Source organism: Phytohabitans kaempferiae, from assembly GCF_042433955.1.
Lineage (GTDB): Bacteria > Actinomycetota > Actinomycetes > Mycobacteriales > Micromonosporaceae > Phytohabitans > Phytohabitans kaempferiae.
Window position 1 is genome coordinate 99,373 of sequence record NZ_JBHLUH010000068.1, and the last position, 16,516, is coordinate 115,888.

A 16,516-nucleotide genomic window follows, 5' to 3' on the forward strand; every position below is an offset into this window, starting at 1 on the left:
CCTCGCAGCCCCGAAACCCCGACTCCGTCGGCGGGACCACTCAGTCCAGACGCCGCCGCGCCAACTCGCTCGCTCACTGTGCCTCCAGGTACCTGTGGACGAGCGTGACCGCCATCGCGCCCTCGCCCACCGCGGACGCGACCCGCTTAACCGAGCTGGCCCGCACGTCACCGGCGGCGAAGACGCCGGCGACGCTCGTCTCCAGGTGGTACGGGTCGCGGTCGAGCCGCCAGCCCTTGGGCCGCCGCCCGCCGGCCACCAGGTCGGGGCCGGTCACCACGAAGCCCTGCGCGTCCCGCTCCACCAGCCCGTCCAACCATCCCGTGTGCGGCTCGGCTCCGATGAAGACGAAGAGCCAGGAAGCGTCGACGTCGCGCGTCTGCCCCGTGTTCCGGTCGCGCAGCGTCAGCCCCTCCAGGTGGTCGGTGCCGTGCCCGGCGACCACCTCGGTGCCGGTGTGCACCTGGATCCGCGGGATCTCCTCGATCTGATCGATCAGGTACGCCGACATCGACTGCGCCAGGCTCTCGCCGCGCACGACCAGGTGCACGCGGGACGCGAACCGGGAGAAGTAGACCGCCGCCTGGCCGGCCGAGTTTGCCCCGCCGACGATGTACACGTCGGATCCCGAGCACGCCGGTGCCTCGGTGGCCGCGCTGCCGTAGAAGACGCCGCGCCCGGTCAGCTCGGCCAGGCCCGGTACGTCGAGCGTGCGGTAGGAGACGCCGGTCGCGAGGATCACCGTGTGGGCCATGATCTGCGGCCCGTTGGCGCAGGTGAGCAACCGCGCCGAGCCCTTCACGTCGAGGCAGGTGACATCCTGCGCGGTGAGCAGCTCGGCGCCGAAGCGCTGTGCCTGGCGGCGGGCCCGGTCGGTCAGCTGCGCACCGGAGACGCCGTCCGGGAAGCCCAGGTAGTTTTCGATCCGACTGCTCTGCCCCGCCTGCCCGCCGGTCGCCCGCCGCTCGATGAGGATCGTGCGCAGCCCCTCCGACGCGCCGTACACGGCGGCGCCGAGCCCGCCCGGACCGGCGCCGACCACGGCCAGGTCGTAGAAGTCGGCCGTGGGGGTGGTGGTCAGGCCGACGTGCGCGGCCACCTCGGCCTCCGACGGCCGCACCAGCGTTTTGCCATCCGGCGTGACGACCAGCGGTACGTCGGACTCGGCCGCCCCCGAGGCGGTCAGCAGCCGCTGCCCCTCCGGATCGTCGGTCATGTACCACCGGTAGGGCACCATGTTGCGGGCGAGGAAGTCACGGATCTCGAACGACTCGGCCGACCACCGGTGCCCCACCACGCGCGTTTCGGCCTCCGGCGAGGCGGGCGTGGCCTGCCACGCCTCCAGCAGCGAGTCGAGCACCGGGTAGAGCTTCTCCTCCGGCGGATGCCAGGGCTTGAGCAGGTAGTGGTCGACGTCGACGAGGTTGATCGCGTCGATCGCCGCCTCCGTGTCGGCGTACGCCGTCAGCAGCACGCGCCGGGCGAGCGGGAAGATGTCCATGGCGGCTTCGAGGAACTGGATGCCGTTCATGTGCGGCATCCGGTAGTCGGCGAGCAGCACCGCCACCTGCTCGCCGCGCAGCTTTATCTCCTTGAGCGCGTCGAGCGCCTCGGCCCCGGAACTGGCCCGCACCACGCGGTAGTCCTGACCGTAGCGGCGCCGCACATCGCGCGCGACGGCCCGGGACACGGCCGGGTCGTCGTCGACCGTCACGATCGCTGGGTTGGCCATTGCCCAATCAAAGCATGGCTAGGCCGGGCCCCGCTCCTGCCGAGCCTCGTCCCATTTGGCCAGCAGCTCACCTACCGCATCCTGCATGAACAGGAAGAAGTCCCGCATCTCGACGAGGCGCTGCCCGGACGGCGAGGCGTCGTCGCCGACCGCGTCGACCCCCTCCTGCACCACCTCCGCGATCCGCTTGTAGGTGCCGCCCTTCTGCTGGCTCGCCAGGTACCACGCCTGGTTGGGGAGGCGGTAGCGGTCACTGCGGGAGCCCGGCACCGGCTCGCGGGCCACCAGCCCGACCTGCACCAGGTAGCGCACCGCGCCGGAGATCGCGGCGGGGCTGACACCGAGCCGCTCGCCGATCTCCCCGGCGGTGAGCCCGGGCTCGTCGGCAACCGTGAGCGCGCCGAGGACCCGTGCCGGCATCCGGGGGAAGCCCAGATCGTTCATGGTCATCGCGAAGTGCTCCACGAACCGGCTGACCACCTGCTCGTCTCGCTCCTGTGCCAAGGCTCACCACCTTCGTATCGCCGTGGCGGCGCCCAGGGGCGCCGCCACGGTTGTTCAGATTGCTAGATCCCGCCGCCGGAAGAGTGCCAGGCCAGCGGCCCCGAGTGCCAACGCGACCGCGGTGAGGGCGATCAGCGGGACCGCCGTCGCGCTCGCCGCCGGCAGTGCCGGAGTGTGCGTGAAGGGCGAGATGTCCCGTACCGCCTGCGGCAGGCCCAGCAGCTCGCCGAGCTGGCCGACGATCAGGCTGACCGCGAACGCCGTCCACGCCAGCCCGACTGCCAGGCGGGGCAGCAGCCCGAACGCGGCCACCGCGAACCCGGCCAGGATCATCGCCGCCGGCAGCTGGACGAGCGACGCGCCGGTCATCTCCGCCACCTGGCCGCCCAGGTCGCCATCGGTGAGCCCGGCCACCAGGCCGGTCGCGACGCCAGCGGCCACCAGCAGCAGGGCCGCACCGCCCACCGCCACCGCCACGTGACTGGCCAGCCAGCGCAGCCGGCCGGTGCCGGTGGCGAGCACCGCCTCGGCGGGGCCGCCCGCCTCCTCGGCGCGCGGGCGCATCAGGGCCTGCACCACGTACGCGGCCGCCATCGCCCCGAAGATCGCCATCATCGCGGCGAAGAACGCGGCCAGCAGGTCGCCGTCGCCGCCTCCGGCCAGCTTGGTGACCGTGTCGGCCGTGCCCTGGTTCTCGCCGAGCGCCTCGCGCACCGTCTGGCTCAGCGACCCCACCGCGGCGCCGAGCGCGACGACGGCGACGCACCAGCCCAGAAGCGTGCCGCGCTGGAGCCGCCAGGCCAGTCCCAGCGGGCTGAGCAGAGCCGGCGCCGCCTTGGCCGCACCGCGCCGGTCGGGGATCAGGCCCATGCCGACGTCCCGGCGTACGGTCAGAGCGAACGCCGCCGCCACGGTCACCGCGAAGAACGCCAGCGGCAGCACCAGGACCCACCAGCGGTCGCCGGCGTACTGGCGCATCTCGGTGACCCAGCCGATCGGTGAGAGCCAGGTCGGCCAGGCACTGACCACTGTGTACCCGTCTGGCCGCACCTCGCCGAGCGCGTCGCCGAGGCCCCGTACCAGATAGGCGACGCCGACCACGGCGGCGGCGATGCCGTTGGCGGCGCGGGACGACTGGGCGATCTGGGCCGCGATCGCCGCGACACCGGCGAAGACCAGGCCCGCGGCGGCGATGCCGGCACCGGTGCCGATCGACCCCGCGACCGGCAGACCGTAGCCGAGCAGCGCGAGGGCGATCAGGGCACCGAGCACGGCGTTGGCGCCGGCGACGACGACGAGCGCCGCGGTCAGCCCGGCGTGCCGGCCGACGACCGTCGCGCCGACCATCTCGGCGCGGCCGGTCTCCTCGTTCTGCCGCGTGTGCCGCACCACCGCGAGCGTGCTCATGAGGCCGGCGAGCACCGCGACGTAGGTGAGGATCGAGAACATGATCATCGAGCCCTCGCTCGGGCCGGTCGGCGCCGTGCGGAGCAGGAGCAGGGCGGGGCTGGCGGCCGCGCTCCGCAGGATCTCGATCCGGTCCGCCTCGGTCGGGAACCGGTCCCGCACCGACGCCACGACGATCGGCACGAACAGCGCCGCGCCGACGATCCAGAGCGGAAGCTGGATCCGGTCGCGCCGGACCGCCAGCCGCACCAGTCGAGCGGTCCCGGTGAAGGCACTCATCACACCGTCGCCTCCGCCTTCACGCCGTTCTCTCGGAGCTCGTCGCCGTAGTGACGCATGAACAGCTCCTCCAGCGACGGCGGGGCGCTGGTGAGCATCCGCACCTCGAAGCGGGTCAGGTAGCGCAGCACGTGGTCCAGCTCGTGACTGTCCACATCGAACTTCGCGCGGGCCCCCTCGACCTCGGCGTCGTGCACACCGGACTGCTCCTCGAGGCCGGTGATCGGATGAGTGGTCTCGACCGAGATCGACGTGCGGGTCAGGTGGCGCAGCTCGGCCAGCGTGCCGGACTCCACCGTCTTCCCCTGCCGGATGATGCTGACCCGGTCGCAGAGCGCCTCCACCTCGGAGAAGATGTGGCTGGAGAGGAGGACGGTGCGCCCCTCCCGCTTGACCTCCCGTACGCAGTCCTGGAAGGCCGCCTCCATCAGCGGGTCGAGGCCCGAGGTCGGCTCGTCCAGGATGTACAGCTCAACGTCCGAGGCGAACGCGGCAACCACCGCCACCTTCTGCCTGTTGCCCTTGGAGTACGTGCGGGCCTTCTTGCTCGGGTCGAGCTGAAACCGCTCGATCAGGTCGGCGCGGCGGTGCTTGTCCAGCCCGCCCCGCAGCGCGCCGAAGAGGTCGATCGCCTCCCCACCGGTCAGGTTCGGCCAGAGGTTCACGTCGCCCGGCACGTACGCGAGGCGCCGGTGCAACTCCACCGCGTCCCGCCAGGGATGGCCGCCGAGGAGGCTCACGTCGCCAGCGTCGGCGCGGAGCAGGCCGAGCAGCACTCGGATGGTCGTGGACTTTCCGGCGCCGTTCGGACCCAGAAAGCCGTGCACCTCACCGGTGTCGACGGACAGGTCGAGCCCGTCCAGCGCGCGGGTCTGGCCGAAGGTCTTCACCAAGCCAGAGACCGAGATCGCAGTTGTCATACCGCTGAAGCTACGCCCGTTTCACAAATTTGTGAAACGCCAGAAGCGTATGAAAAGCGTCAAGAAATGCGCGGTCTCAGAGCTGGGCGTCGACCACCTCGCCCAGCCCTGAGGCGACCAGCTCGTCGCGGATCACGGCGGCGTCGCCCTCGACCACGAGCGTCAGGCCCGCCGGATGCAGGTGCCTGGCGGTGGCCTCGGACACCTGGGCCACGTCGGCCGCCAGCAGCTCGCCGCGGAGCTTGGCGTGGTAGTCGTCGGGGAGGCCGTGCACGACCAGCGTGGCCAGGGCACCGGCGATCGCGCCCGGCGTCTGGAGCTCGACCGAGAGCTGCCCGGCGCGCCAGGAGCGGGCGACCGCCAGCTCCGGCTCGGTGACGCCCTCGGCGGCCATACGCGAGATCTCCCCCACGGTGTCGACCAGGGCCGGCACGGTCACGGCGGTCTGTACGCCCGCGCTGACCAGCAGCCGCCCGAAGCGCCTGGACTGGCCGAACTCGCCACGGATGCCGTACGTGTAGCCGCGCACCTCGCGGATCAGGTGGTTGAGCCGGGAGGTGAACGCGCCGCCCAGCACCGTCGCCGCGAGCGTCATCGACACGTAGTCGGGGTGGGCACGGTGGGGCGCGACGTGTCCCAGCCGCAGCGTCGACTGCACCGAGCCGGGCCGGTCGACGAGCACGACCCGCCGGCCGGTACGCGGCTCGAACGGCAGCGGGCCCCCGGGTCCGGGAACAGGTGCGCCGGCGCCGGCGAAAGCCACCGCGCCGAGCGCGTCGAGATCGACGCTCGTCAGGTCGCCGGCGACCAGCAGCGTGCCCGGCTGGCCAAACCAGGTGCGGTGGTAGTCGACCACGTCGTCCGCCGTCACCGCGGCGACCGAGTCCGGGTCGCCGTGCAGGGGGCGCCCGTGCCGCAGGTCGCGGCCGAAGAGGTCGGCGCGGAGGGCCGCCTCGGCGCGGGGGCCGGGGTCGGCCCAGTCCATCCGGAGGGCGGTCGCCTCGTCGTCGCGGACCCGGGCCACGTCGGCCGGGTCGAGGCGCGGCGTCCGGGCCGCCTCGGCGAGCAGCGCCACGGCGTCGGGGAGCCGGTCGACCGGCGCCTGCACGCCGACCCGGAACGCGTCCCAGTCGACCGAGGTGAACAGCTCCGCGCCCAGGCTCTCCAGCGCGAGCGCGTACGCGGCCGAGTCCCGCTTGGTCGTACCCTCCTCGAGCGCCTTGGCGACGACGGTGGCGAGCCCTTCGCGGCCGGACGACTCGCGTCCGGCCCCGGCGTCGAGCAGCAGGATCGCCACGGCGAGCGCCTGGCCGGGCAGGTGGGCCGCGACCACGCCGTCGTGGCGGACGACCGCCGGAAAGCGGTACGGGCGGGCCGCGCCCGGTCCCGGACGGTCGGCGACCAGACTCAGCTCGCTCACTGTGCCACCTGCTTCGCTCGCTCGCTCATGAAGGCTCCTCGGTCAGGTAGGTAAGGGTGACCCGGTTGTCCGGACGCAGCTCGGCGGCGACCTCGGCCACCTCGTCGAGCGTGACCGACTGCCACGAGGGGAGCCGCTCCCCGGCGCGCGCCGGATCGCCGAACTGCGTGGTGTAGCGGCTCAGCACGTCCGCCCGACCAGCCACAGTGGACACCTGGCGCCACCACGCGGTGGAGAGCAACGCCTTGGCGCGGTCGAGCTCCTCCTGGCCGACCCCGCCGGCCGTCTCGTCGACCACCTCCACCAGCCCGGTCTCCAGATCGCCGACCGCCACGCCGTCGCGGGCGGTCGCGGTGACGATCAGCGGGGCGGGCGCGTGCGCGAGGTCGACGCCGTACGCCGACACGTAGTCCGGCTGGGCCAGCCGCCGCCCGTCGGCGAGGCGCTGGTACAGGCGGCTGCCCCGGCCGTTGCCGAGGATCGTGGCGAGCACGGTCACCGCGTCGTACCCCCGCGACCCGAACGGATGCGTGCGGTGCGCCACGTAGATCCGCGGCGCGGGCACCTCGCCGACCACGTCCTCCCGCACCGGCCCGGCGGGCGCCTCGGGCTTGGATCCGTCCGGCGCGGGCGGGATGTCCATGCGGGGCACGAGGCCGCCGAAGTACTTCTCGGCGAGCGCGAACGCGTCGGCCGGCACCACGTCGCCGACGATCGAGAGCACCGCGTTGTTGGGCGCGTAGTACGTCGAGTGGAATGCCGCGAACGTGGCCAGGTCGGCCGCGTTGAGGTCGTCCATCGAGCCGATCGTGGCGTGGTGGTACGGATGCCCCGGCGGGTAGAGCAGCGGCAGCAGGCGCAGCCAGGCGTCGCCGTACGGCACGTTGTCGTACCGCTGGCGCCGCTCGTTCTTCACCACCTCGCGCTGGTTGTCGAGCGTCTCCTGGGTCAGCGCCGGCACCAGCCCGCCCATCCGGTCCGCCTCCAGCCACAGCGCGAGCTCCAGGTGCTCGGCCGGAACGGTCTCGAAGTAGTTGGTGCGGTCGGGGTTGGTGGTCGCGTTGAGCGAGCCGCCGGAGCCCTGGATCAGTCGCATGTGCTCGGTCTTCGCCACGTGCGCCGAGCCCTCGAACATCAGGTGCTCGAAGAGGTGGGCGAACCCGGTCTGCCCGTCCGGCTCGTGCCGCGACCCCACGTCGTACCAGATATTGACGGCGACGACGGGCGCGGTGCGATCTTCGCTGACCACGACGCGCAGGCCGTTGTCGAGGCGGGCGGTTTCGATGGGCCACGGGTAGCCGGTCGGCGACATGCGCTCGACGGTAGCGGATCTGTTGCGCAACGCACGCGCGGATCCCGACTCCGCACGCCACGGCAGCCGGGAAGCATACTACGGGACATGCTGTGTGAGCCGTACCTGCTCGATCCCACCGCCGGCAGCGTGCACGTCGTCTGGCACACCGAGGCGCCCGGCTCCCAGCACGCGGTGCTCGTCGGCCCGGCGGTGGCGGCGCTGACCGAGGCCGAGGCGCGCGCCGCCGCCACCGGCCCGGCCGGCGAGGGCGACGGCTGGCGCCGCTTCACCGCCGACACCGTCGCGCTCTCCCGCACTCGGGAGGACCAGGAGTCGGCGGTACCGGGCCGGGCGTATCCGATCGTCACGCGCCGCCCGGTGCACCGGCACCTCGCCACCGTCACCGGGCTGGCCGCCGGGCGCACGCCGTACCGGGTCGTGTCGGACGGCACCGTGACCGCCGCGTACACGCTGGCCCCCGCGCCGCCGCCGCACCGGCCGGTACGCCTGCTGCTCACCAGCGACCACCAGCTCAAGCCGATGGTGCCGGCCAACCTGGCGAAGGTGGCCGAGACGGCGGGCGTGACCTTCGACGGGGTACTCATGGCCGGCGACATGGTCAACGCGCCGGACCGGGCCAGCGAGTGGTTCGACAGCGTCGCCGAGCCGCCGTTCTTCCGCACGTTCGCCCGGATCCTGCCGCACTCGCCGATCTACCCCTCGATCGGCAACCACGAGGTGATGGGGCGCTGGTCCGACACCGCCACGCTGGACGCGCAGTTCAACGACCCGCAGCCGGACGCCTGGGACATCACCACGTACGAGGAGATGTTCCCGTACCCGCGCAGCGAGTCGGGCGGCCAGAAGTGGTGGTCCCGGACGATTGGCGACGTGCACGTGATCTGCCTCTTCGCCACGCAGGTGTGGCGCTCGCCGCATCCGGAGGGGCGGGGCAAGTTCCAGGAGGCGCTGGAAGACGTCGACAACCCCGACCGCTGGGGGTACGGCCAGTTCATCTTCGAGCCGATCAAGCGGGGCTCGGCGCAGTTCGCGTTCCTGGAGGCCGAGCTCGCGTCGGCGGCCGCGCGGGCGGCCCGGTACCGCGTGGTGATGTTCCACCACCCCAGCCACGGGCTGGGCAGCCACTCGGTGCCGCCGTACACCGACCCGATCCAGGTGGTCGGCCCCAAGTCGATCCGGTACGAGTACCCGCTCGCCGACGACCACATCCTGCGCGACGTGGAGCCGCTGGTCTCCGCGGCCGGCGTCCACCTCGTCCTCAATGGACACTCGCATGTCTGGAACCGCTTCCGGAACGCCGCTGGCGTGCACTGGCTGGAGACGTCCAACGTGGGCAACACCTACGGCGCGTACGACGTAACGTCGGGCATGTCCCGCTGGTATCCGCCGGGGTATGTGCTCCAGGGCGACCCGGGCGGCCTCCAGCCGATCGTGCCCACCATCGCCCCGCTGGTCCGCGCCGACGGCGTGCCGCTGCCGTTCGTGGCGAGCAACGAGATCACCGTCTTCTCGCTGCTCGACTCGGCTGCGGGCGTCGTGCGCTCGTACCGCCACGACACGCGCCAGCCGGAGTCGCCCGCCGTGCTCTTCGACGAGTTCCCGCTCGCGTGACCTCGCCTTGTGGCGTCGCCGCGGCGACGCCACAAGGCCGCGACGGGTCAGTGGAACGGGCCGCGCACCTCGTGGGTCGGGCACGACGCTGCGTTGAGGATCCGGCTATGGGATATGATGCTGAGCGTGACCCGATGGTATGCGTGCTTTAGTTGGCCGGCCCTGGCGCCGGCGACTGAGGCATGAGCACATGACCTAGGTCACCACCGCCAGAGCCGGCAAAGGGCAGGAGAGCACTCCTGCCCTTTCGCGTGTAACAACGACGCAGAGCCGGCTTCGGCCCCGGGACGCCGGCCCCGGGGTGGCTGGCGGAAGGAAACCTCACGTGACTCTCCCGAGTGTGCAGCGGGTCAGCGACCAGCGGATCGACAAGGTCGTGCCGCTGGTCTCCCCCGCGCTGCTCCACCATGAGCTGCCCCTGGACGACGATCTCTCGGCCGCGGTGGTCGAGGGGCGGCGCGCCGTCGCCCGCGTGCTGGACCGGGAGGACGACCGCCTGATGGTCGTCGTCGGCCCGTGTTCGGTGCACGACCCCGTGGCCGCGCTCGAGTACGCCGACCGCCTCGCCAAGACGGCCGCCCGCCTCGCCGACGACCTGCTCATCGTGATGCGGGTCTACTTCGAGAAGCCGCGCTCGACGGTCGGCTGGAAAGGGCTCATCAACGACCCCGGCCTGGACGGCTCGGGCGACGTCAACACCGGCCTGCGGACCGCCCGCTCGCTGCTGCTCCAGGTGCTGCGCAAAGGGCTTCCGGTGGGCTGCGAGTTCCTCGACCCGATCACCCCGCAGTACATCGCCGACACGGTCGCCTGGGGCGCGATCGGCGCGCGCACGGTGGAGAGCCAGGTGCACCGCCAGCTCGCCTCCGGCCTCTCGATGCCGATCGGCATGAAGAACCGCCCGGACGGGGCGATCTCCACCGCCGTCGACGCGATCCGGGCCGCGGGCGTTCCGCACGTGTTCCCCGGTATCGACATGTCCGGCACGCCGGCGATCCTGCACACGCGCGGCAACACCGACTGCCACCTGGTGCTGCGCGGCGGCCGGGGCGGGCCCAACTACGGCGCCGAGGACGTGGCCGGCGCGCTCGCCCTGCTGCGCGCGGCCGGCCTGCCCGAGCGGCTGATCGTCGACGCGAGCCACGACAACAGCGGCAAGGACCACAACCGCCAGCCGGTGGTGGCCGAAGACGTGGCCGCCCAGCTCGCCGCCGGCCAGCGCGGCATCGCCGGGGTCATGCTCGAGTCGTTCCTCGTACCGGGGCGGCAGGACCTCGACCCCACTCGCCCGCTCGCGTACGGCCAGTCGATCACCGACGCCTGCATGGGCTGGGACACCACGGTCCAGGTCCTGGAAGGGCTCGCCCAGCGCCCGGCGCTGAGCCGGATGCCCCAGCGCACCCCGCGCGCGGCGAGCCACGCGCGGGGTGCCGGATCAGGCCGGGTTACGCCGCTCACTCGACCCCATGAAGCGGGCCGCGATCCAGACGAAGAGGACGGCGAGCGCGATCTGGATCGCGTGCCGGATCCAGTCGATGCCCCTGGTGTCGCCGACGCCGAGCCAGTCGGCGATCACGCCACCGAGCAGCGCCGCCGCAATGCCGACGCCGATCGTGACCCACACGGAGATGTTCTGCTTGCCGGGCAGCAGCAGGCGGCCCAGCGTGCCGACGATGGCGCCACCGATGATGGCCCAGAGAATCGTTCCGATCATGAGAGGAGCGTATGACCGGAGCTCACCCGAAAAAGGTGAATTGCCACGATTGCCGGGACGGCTCGTGAAAGTGCTGTGAAGATTCGTCCCGCCTGCAACCTCCACCCCATGTTTGTACGTCTTGCAGAGGTGACCGAACCCCTGCTGCGCTTCACCGTGGGCCGTGGCGCCGGCCGGCGCCGCCACTCGCCGCTCCTCAATCTCGCCACGCTCGTGCTGTGCGGCCTCCTCGCCGGTCTGGTCGTGGCGGCGGCGATGTTTCCGGCGCTGGCCGCCTCCGGGCTGGCCGCGAAGGCCGGCGCCGAGTCGTTCGAGGCGCTGCCGGCCGAGCTCACCACCACACGCGCGCCGCAGGCCACCGAGGTGTTCGCCGCCGACGGCAAGACGCTCATCTCGCGCTTCTTCGACGAAAACCGTCAGGACGTCGCGTTCGAGGACATCTCCCTGCCGATGCGCCAGGCGATGGTCGCCGCCGAGGACCACAACTTCTACACGCACAAGGGCGTCGACGTGAAGGGCAGCGTCCGCGCACTGCTCAACAACACCGCGGGCGGGGCGCAGCAGGGCGCCTCGACGCTGACCATGCAGTTCGTCCGGATGTCCACCGTCTACACCGCGCCAACGTACGAGGCCGCGGTCCGGGCCGGCGAGGACACCACGGCCCGCAAGGTCCGGGAGATGCGCCTCGCCCAGCAGGCGGAGAAGCAGTTCACCAAGGACGAGATCCTGACCCGCTACCTCAACCTCGCGCCGTTCGGTCACAACACCTACGGGGTGTACGCGGCGAGCCAGTTCTACTTCGGCAAGAAGCCGAAGGACCTGACCATCGCCGAGGCGGCGCTGATCGCCGGGATGGTGAAGTCGCCCACCTACACCGACCCCCTCGACGCCAAGGGCAAGGAACGCGCGCTCGACCGCCGCAACTGGGTGATCGGCCAGATGGTGGAGATCAAGGCGATCACGCCGGCCGAGGCGGAAGCGGCCAAGAAGGAGAAGCTGACCGTACGGGGCACGCGCCCGGCCAACGGCTGCACGGTCACCAAGCCCAACGACTGGGGCTTCTTCTGCGACTACTTCCGCCGCTGGTGGCTGGAGCAGGAGGCGTTCGGCGCGACCCAGTACGACCGCGAGCGGCGGCTGCACAGCGGTGGCTACCGGGTCGTGACCACGCTCGACCCGAAGGCGCAGAAGGCCGCCCGGGACAACGTCGAGGCACGGCTGGAGACCGGGCACAAGCACGCGCTCATGGTCGCCGCGGTCGAGCCGGGCACGGGGCGGGTACGCGCGCTCGCCACCAACCGCACCTTCAAGCTCGACAACCCTGCCAACCCGCAGAACAAGCCCTCGTCCAACCCCGACCGCCAGGGCCAGCGGGGCACGTACCCCAACACCACCAACCCGCTGCTGACCGGCGGTAGCGGCTACCAGGCGGGCTCGACCTTCAAGATCTTCACGCTGGTGGCCGCGCTGGAGATGGGGTACCCGCTCGACTACCACATCAATTCGCCGCAGCGGTACCCGTCCAAGTACCGGGGCGCCTCCGGCAAGTCCGCCTGCCCCGGCAGCGACCAGTGGTGCCCCAGCAACAGCAGCCCCAGCCTCGCCGGTATGCACAACGCGTGGACCGCCTTCGGCAAGTCGGTCAACACCTACTTCGTCCCGCTGGAGGAGTTGGCCGGCGCGGCGAACACCGTGGCGGCGGCGAAGAAGCTCGGCATCCGCTTCCCCAACGCGGCCGACGCCCGGAGGGCGAACGACAAGGAAACGGCCGACAGGTGGGGCGCGTTCACGCTCGGCGTCTCCGGCACGACCCCGCTCGACCTCGCCAACTCGTACGCCACGCTGGCCGCGGACGGCAAGCACTGCGAGCCGATCCCGGTACAGGAGATCAAGGACATCGACGGCAAGGCGCTGGAGGTCGCCAACCCCCGGTGCGACCAGGCGATCGACCCCGAGGTGGCGCGGGCCGCGATCGACGCCGCCCGGTGCCCGGTGGGCGACCAGTCCGCCTTCGGTGAGTGCCACGGTTCGACCGCGGGGGCGGCGCGCTCGGCGGTCGGTCACCCCATCGCCGGCAAGACCGGTACGACCGACAGCCGGCGCACCGCGTCGCTGGCGATCACCACTCGCACGATGTCGGTCGCTGGCATCATGGCCGACCCGGACTGGCCGGAGACCAGCGCGAGCATGAGCCACAGCATCGTCACGCCCGCGGTGTACGACACGCTCGGCGACATCATGCGGGGGCAGCCGCAGCAGGACTTCCCGCGGCCGAGTGAGAAGTACGCGTACGGCCAGCAGCGCTCCATCCCCGACGTCACCTGCCAGTCGGTCGAGGCGGCGAGGGCCACCTTGGAGGGTCAGGGATTCCGCGTGGAGGTCAGCTCCGAGCCGGTCGGGTCGACCTGCCCGGCGGGCTCGGTCGCCGGCACCGAGCCGGCCGGCCGCACGATCGAGGGCGGCCTGGTCGTGCTGCGGACCAGCAACGGGGTCGCCAGCTCCCCGCCTGCGTCGCCTCCCGCCGGGTAGCGGGGGGCCCGGCACGAAAAAGCGCCGCCCGGTGGGGTGAACCACCGGGCGGCGCTAGGCGTCGGTGTGCAGGTCGCCTCTCGGCGAGTGGCACGACGCGGCTCCAGCCGGACGGTATTCCGCGAAGGCAATTTAGGTGAGGCCCGGGGACACTGGACACACCGACAGTCATCTCAACGGCACACCCCCGGTCGGTGTTCCGGGCCCGGAAGTGGCCCGCGCCACACTCAGTCCCGCAGGCGGCTGGGATCCACCTCACGCCCGGGGTAGCGGGTGAGGTACTCGGTCTCCAGCTCGGCCGTGCGCCGCAGGTGGTTGGCCAGCGCGGCGTCCGAGCCGTGCCGCAGCGTGTCCAGCCGGGTCCGGTGCAGGCTGGCCATCTCCCGGATGAGATCGTCGTCGGTGAGGTCGGCAGCGTCGACCCCGGTGTAGAGATCGGCTTCCGCGTACTGCGCTGGTCCGCTCATGTACCCACCGTTGCCCAGACCGGACCCCGCCAAACCTCCGCCGGTACTCTCGGGCGTATGAGACGGCTGTGGACGCCCGCGTGGATCGCGCGTCACGCGCTCGCGGTCGTTCTCGTGGGCGGATTCCTCGGGCTCGGCTGGTGGCAGATCAGCCGGGCCGCCGGGGGCAACACGCTCAGTTGGGCATACGCGTTCGAGTGGCCGGTGTTCGCGGCGTTCGTGGTGTTCATCTGGTTGCGCGAGGTGCGCCTGACCCTCCGGGGCGAGCCCGAGGTGCCGGTCGCGGAGGTGCCGGTCTCGCCCGCCCCGGCCGGGGAGCAGACCACGCCCACCACGGCCTTCCGCCGTCCCGTCCGCACCGCGCGGCAGCCCGTCGGGTACGACGACAGTGGCGACCCCGAGCTCGCGGCGTACAACCACTACCTGGCCTGGCTCAACGAGCACCCGGGCGCCCGGCCCGCCGACTACCCGGGTTGAGTGGAGGAGTAAACCGTGGGGGGAGCCCTGCTGCGCTACCGTGCGATCGCGTACGTCGTCGGCGTGATCCTGATCCTGCTCGTGGTGATCGGCATGCCGCTCAAGTACGCCTGGGACGAGCCGATAGTCGTGGAGACCGTGGGACCCGCGCACGGCTTCCTCTACATGGTCTACCTGATCGCCGTCTTCGACCTGGCCCGCCGCACCCGGTGGGGGCTGCGCCGCATGCTGCTGGTGATGCTCGCGGGCACGATCCCCTTCGTGTCCTTCTACGCCGAGCGGATCGTGACCCGCTGGGTGCGGGAGCCGGCCACGGTCAGCGGCTGACCTCGCCGAATTCGCCTGCCCGCAGGCCCGCGCAGAACGCCTTCCACGCTGTCGCGGAGACTTCGAGGAACGGGCCGTCCGGTGCGGTGGAGTCGCGGATCGAGACGCCTTTCGCGCCGACCGCCACCTCGACGCAGTTGTGCGATTCGCACTGCCCGCTCTTACGCCAGTTTTTCGGATCCGCCACGGCAACCTGCCCCCTCCGCGGACTGGTGCGCGCCGGCCATGACGGCACCGCCCCGCACTCGCGCTGGTATCAAATGTTTCATGTCGGGGCATCCACAGAAAGGAGGTGGTGCATGAATGAATGCCCTCCTGACCGCTACCAATGTGCCACAGGCTGTCACCGATCCATGAACAGCAAAAGAGGGCACCCATTGGGGGATGCCCTTTGTCTGGTGGCGCGGGGAGAGCTCCCCGGGTGCGGACCCGGGGAACCGGCCCTATCGAAGGTCGAACTGACCTGCACGGACGCCGCTGATGAACGCCGCCCAGGCGGGGCGGGCGAAGGCCAGCTGGGTGTCCGGGACCGCGCTGTTGCGAATTGCGATCTCGTCGGGGCGCTTAGCCACCTCGACACAGTTGTGCGCTTCGCAGCGAGCGCTCTTCCGCCACACGTCGGCGACGGAATCTGTCTGAGCCATCCGGTGCTCCTCTTAAGCAGCCGCAGCAATGTCGCGGCCAAGCGCCGTGACGCCACACTGTAGCGCATGAAGACCGGACTCATGTGTCCAAACCGCCACACTTACGGTCGAGTCGGAACCGCACCTTTGACGGATGCTTTGGCCGACGCAAACCGGCGCTGGAAAAAGCTAGCAAGGCAGGTGTAGCCTTCACAAGACTAGCTAAATGGCAGGTCGCGTCTAGCCAGGTGGCATTCTGCACGGAGCGATCTCTGGCGCGTGACGCGTCGCGCAGCCGGGGAGGGTCGCCGATGACGACGGTGCATGGGCCTACGGTCGGCCGGCGCCGACTGCGGTCCGCTTTGCGCCGGGCGCGGGATGCGGCGGGCCTGACCCAGGAGCAGGTGGCGGCGGCCATGGACTGGTCGCTCTCCAAGCTCATCCGGATCGAGGCCGGTTCGGTCTCGATCTCGACCAACGACGTCAAGGCACTGCTCGGCCACTACCGGATGACCGACCAGCAGCAGATCAACGAGCTGGTGGAGCTGGCCCGGGTCTCCCGGCGCCGCACCTGGTGGTCGCAGTACAAAGACACGCTCCCCAGCGCGTACGCCTCCTACATCGGCCTGGAGATCGAAGCTTCGGCCCTCTCGTTCTTCCAGCCCTCGGGCATCCCCGGGCTCTTGCAGACCGAGGCGTACGCACGAGCCGCCGTCACCGCTGCCTCCACCACCGTCGGCGACATGATGGACGCGGAGCAGATCGAGGTGCGGCATGCGATTCGCATGCGGCGGCAGAAGGAGGTGCTCGACCGCCCCGACCGGCCCGACATCGACGTCGTGCTCGACGAGGCCGCCCTGCACCGCCAGACCGGCGGCCCGGAGCGCCTGCGCGAGCAGCTGCTCCACCTCGCTGACGTCGGGCGGCTGCCCAGGGTGACCATGCGAGTGCTGCCCTTCACGGCTGGCGACTACGCCCCGCAGGGGCCGTTCGTGATCCTGGGCTTCCCTGACGAAGACGACACCGATGTCGTCTACCTCGAGGGCGTTCTCGCCCAGGATGTGCTCGACCGCCCCGCCGACGTGGCCGCATACCAGCAGACGTTCGACCGCCTCCGGGAGATGTCCCTGGAGCCCGAGGAGTCCCTCGCAAAGATCACCAAGGTGGCTGGCCAGCTCGGCTGAGCGGCGG

14 protein-coding genes and 1 pseudogene are annotated in these 16,516 nt (G+C 71.4%); 6 read left to right on the forward strand and 9 right to left on the reverse strand.

The genetic code is table 11. The features are described 5' to 3' along the window. Positions 1-73 precede the first annotated feature (73 nt). From ACFFIA_RS31800 to ACFFIA_RS31825, 6 genes are all read right to left on the reverse strand, one after another. Positions 74-1,732, reverse strand: a complete 1,659-nt coding sequence (locus tag ACFFIA_RS31800; RefSeq protein ID WP_377257939.1) for an NAD(P)/FAD-dependent oxidoreductase — start codon at positions 1,730-1,732, stop codon at positions 74-76. Positions 1,733-1,750: 18 nt separating this feature from the next. Continuing rightward, a complete protein-coding gene (locus ACFFIA_RS31805) occupies positions 1,751-2,236 on the reverse strand; it encodes a GbsR/MarR family transcriptional regulator (protein ID WP_377257942.1) in 486 nt (161 codons plus the stop codon). Positions 2,237-2,290: 54 nt separating this feature from the next. Continuing rightward, positions 2,291-3,922, reverse strand: a complete 1,632-nt coding sequence (locus ACFFIA_RS31810; RefSeq protein ID WP_377257945.1) for an ABC transporter permease — start codon at positions 3,920-3,922, stop codon at positions 2,291-2,293. Next, the gene (locus ACFFIA_RS31815) at positions 3,922-4,842 is read right to left on the reverse strand and encodes an ABC transporter ATP-binding protein (RefSeq protein WP_377257948.1); all 921 of its coding nucleotides are present in this window, start codon (positions 4,840-4,842) and stop codon (positions 3,922-3,924) included. The genes ACFFIA_RS31810 and ACFFIA_RS31815 overlap by 1 nt, the downstream gene beginning before the upstream one ends. A 76-nt stretch (positions 4,843-4,918) precedes the next feature. Then, on the reverse strand, positions 4,919-6,253 hold the full coding sequence (locus ACFFIA_RS31820) for a M16 family metallopeptidase (protein WP_377258171.1): 1,335 nt from the start codon (positions 6,251-6,253) through the stop codon (positions 4,919-4,921). Between the two features lie 34 nt (positions 6,254-6,287). Further along, the gene (locus ACFFIA_RS31825; protein WP_377257951.1) at positions 6,288-7,574 is read right to left on the reverse strand and encodes a M16 family metallopeptidase; all 1,287 of its coding nucleotides are present in this window, start codon (positions 7,572-7,574) and stop codon (positions 6,288-6,290) included. A gap of 87 nt (positions 7,575-7,661) precedes the next feature. Between ACFFIA_RS31825 and ACFFIA_RS31830 the strand changes: the two genes are divergently transcribed. The 3 genes and pseudogenes from ACFFIA_RS31830 to ACFFIA_RS31840 all read left to right on the forward strand — a co-directional run bounded on the left by ACFFIA_RS31830 (position 7,662) and on the right by ACFFIA_RS31840 (position 13,431). Next, positions 7,662-9,188 (forward strand): metallophosphoesterase family protein, encoded by a 1,527-nt coding sequence (locus ACFFIA_RS31830; protein WP_377257954.1) that lies wholly within the window; start codon positions 7,662-7,664, stop codon positions 9,186-9,188. Between the two features lie 301 nt (positions 9,189-9,489). Then, positions 9,490-10,593: pseudogene (locus tag ACFFIA_RS31835) on the forward strand (3-deoxy-7-phosphoheptulonate synthase); the annotation flags it as partial. A gap of 417 nt (positions 10,594-11,010) precedes the next feature. Next, the gene (locus ACFFIA_RS31840) at positions 11,011-13,431 is read left to right on the forward strand and encodes a penicillin-binding protein (protein ID WP_377257957.1); all 2,421 of its coding nucleotides are present in this window, start codon (positions 11,011-11,013) and stop codon (positions 13,429-13,431) included. A 227-nt stretch (positions 13,432-13,658) separates the two neighbouring features. Here the strand turns inward: ACFFIA_RS31840 and ACFFIA_RS31845 are convergent, their stop codons facing one another. Beyond that, entirely contained in the window at positions 13,659-13,898 is a 240-nt protein-coding gene (locus ACFFIA_RS31845) for a DUF6158 family protein (RefSeq protein ID WP_377257960.1), read from the reverse strand. Positions 13,899-13,955: 57 nt separating this feature from the next. Here ACFFIA_RS31845 and ACFFIA_RS31850 point away from each other — a divergent pair, with 57 nt between their 5' ends. Both ACFFIA_RS31850 and ACFFIA_RS31855 read left to right on the forward strand, forming a co-directional pair. Beyond that, a complete protein-coding gene (locus ACFFIA_RS31850; RefSeq protein ID WP_377257963.1) occupies positions 13,956-14,375 on the forward strand; it encodes a hypothetical protein in 420 nt (139 codons plus the stop codon). A 15-nt stretch (positions 14,376-14,390) separates the two neighbouring features. After that, on the forward strand, positions 14,391-14,702 hold the full coding sequence (locus tag ACFFIA_RS31855) for a DUF3817 domain-containing protein (RefSeq protein ID WP_377257966.1): 312 nt from the start codon (positions 14,391-14,393) through the stop codon (positions 14,700-14,702). Here the strand turns inward: ACFFIA_RS31855 and ACFFIA_RS31860 are convergent. Both ACFFIA_RS31860 and ACFFIA_RS31865 read right to left on the reverse strand, forming a co-directional pair. Further along, the gene (locus ACFFIA_RS31860) at positions 14,692-14,889 is read right to left on the reverse strand and encodes a DUF397 domain-containing protein (protein WP_377257969.1); all 198 of its coding nucleotides are present in this window, start codon (positions 14,887-14,889) and stop codon (positions 14,692-14,694) included. The two genes, ACFFIA_RS31855 and ACFFIA_RS31860, sit on opposite strands and share 11 nt — an antisense overlap. Before the next feature lie 256 nt (positions 14,890-15,145). After that, a complete protein-coding gene (locus ACFFIA_RS31865; protein WP_377257972.1) occupies positions 15,146-15,346 on the reverse strand; it encodes a DUF397 domain-containing protein in 201 nt (66 codons plus the stop codon). 290 nt (positions 15,347-15,636) lie between these two features. On the opposite strand from ACFFIA_RS31865, the gene ACFFIA_RS31870 reads away from it, so the two are divergent. Further along, positions 15,637-16,509 (forward strand): helix-turn-helix domain-containing protein, encoded by an 873-nt coding sequence (locus tag ACFFIA_RS31870; protein WP_377257974.1) that lies wholly within the window; start codon positions 15,637-15,639, stop codon positions 16,507-16,509. The last annotated feature ends 7 nt before the right edge of the window (positions 16,510-16,516 follow it).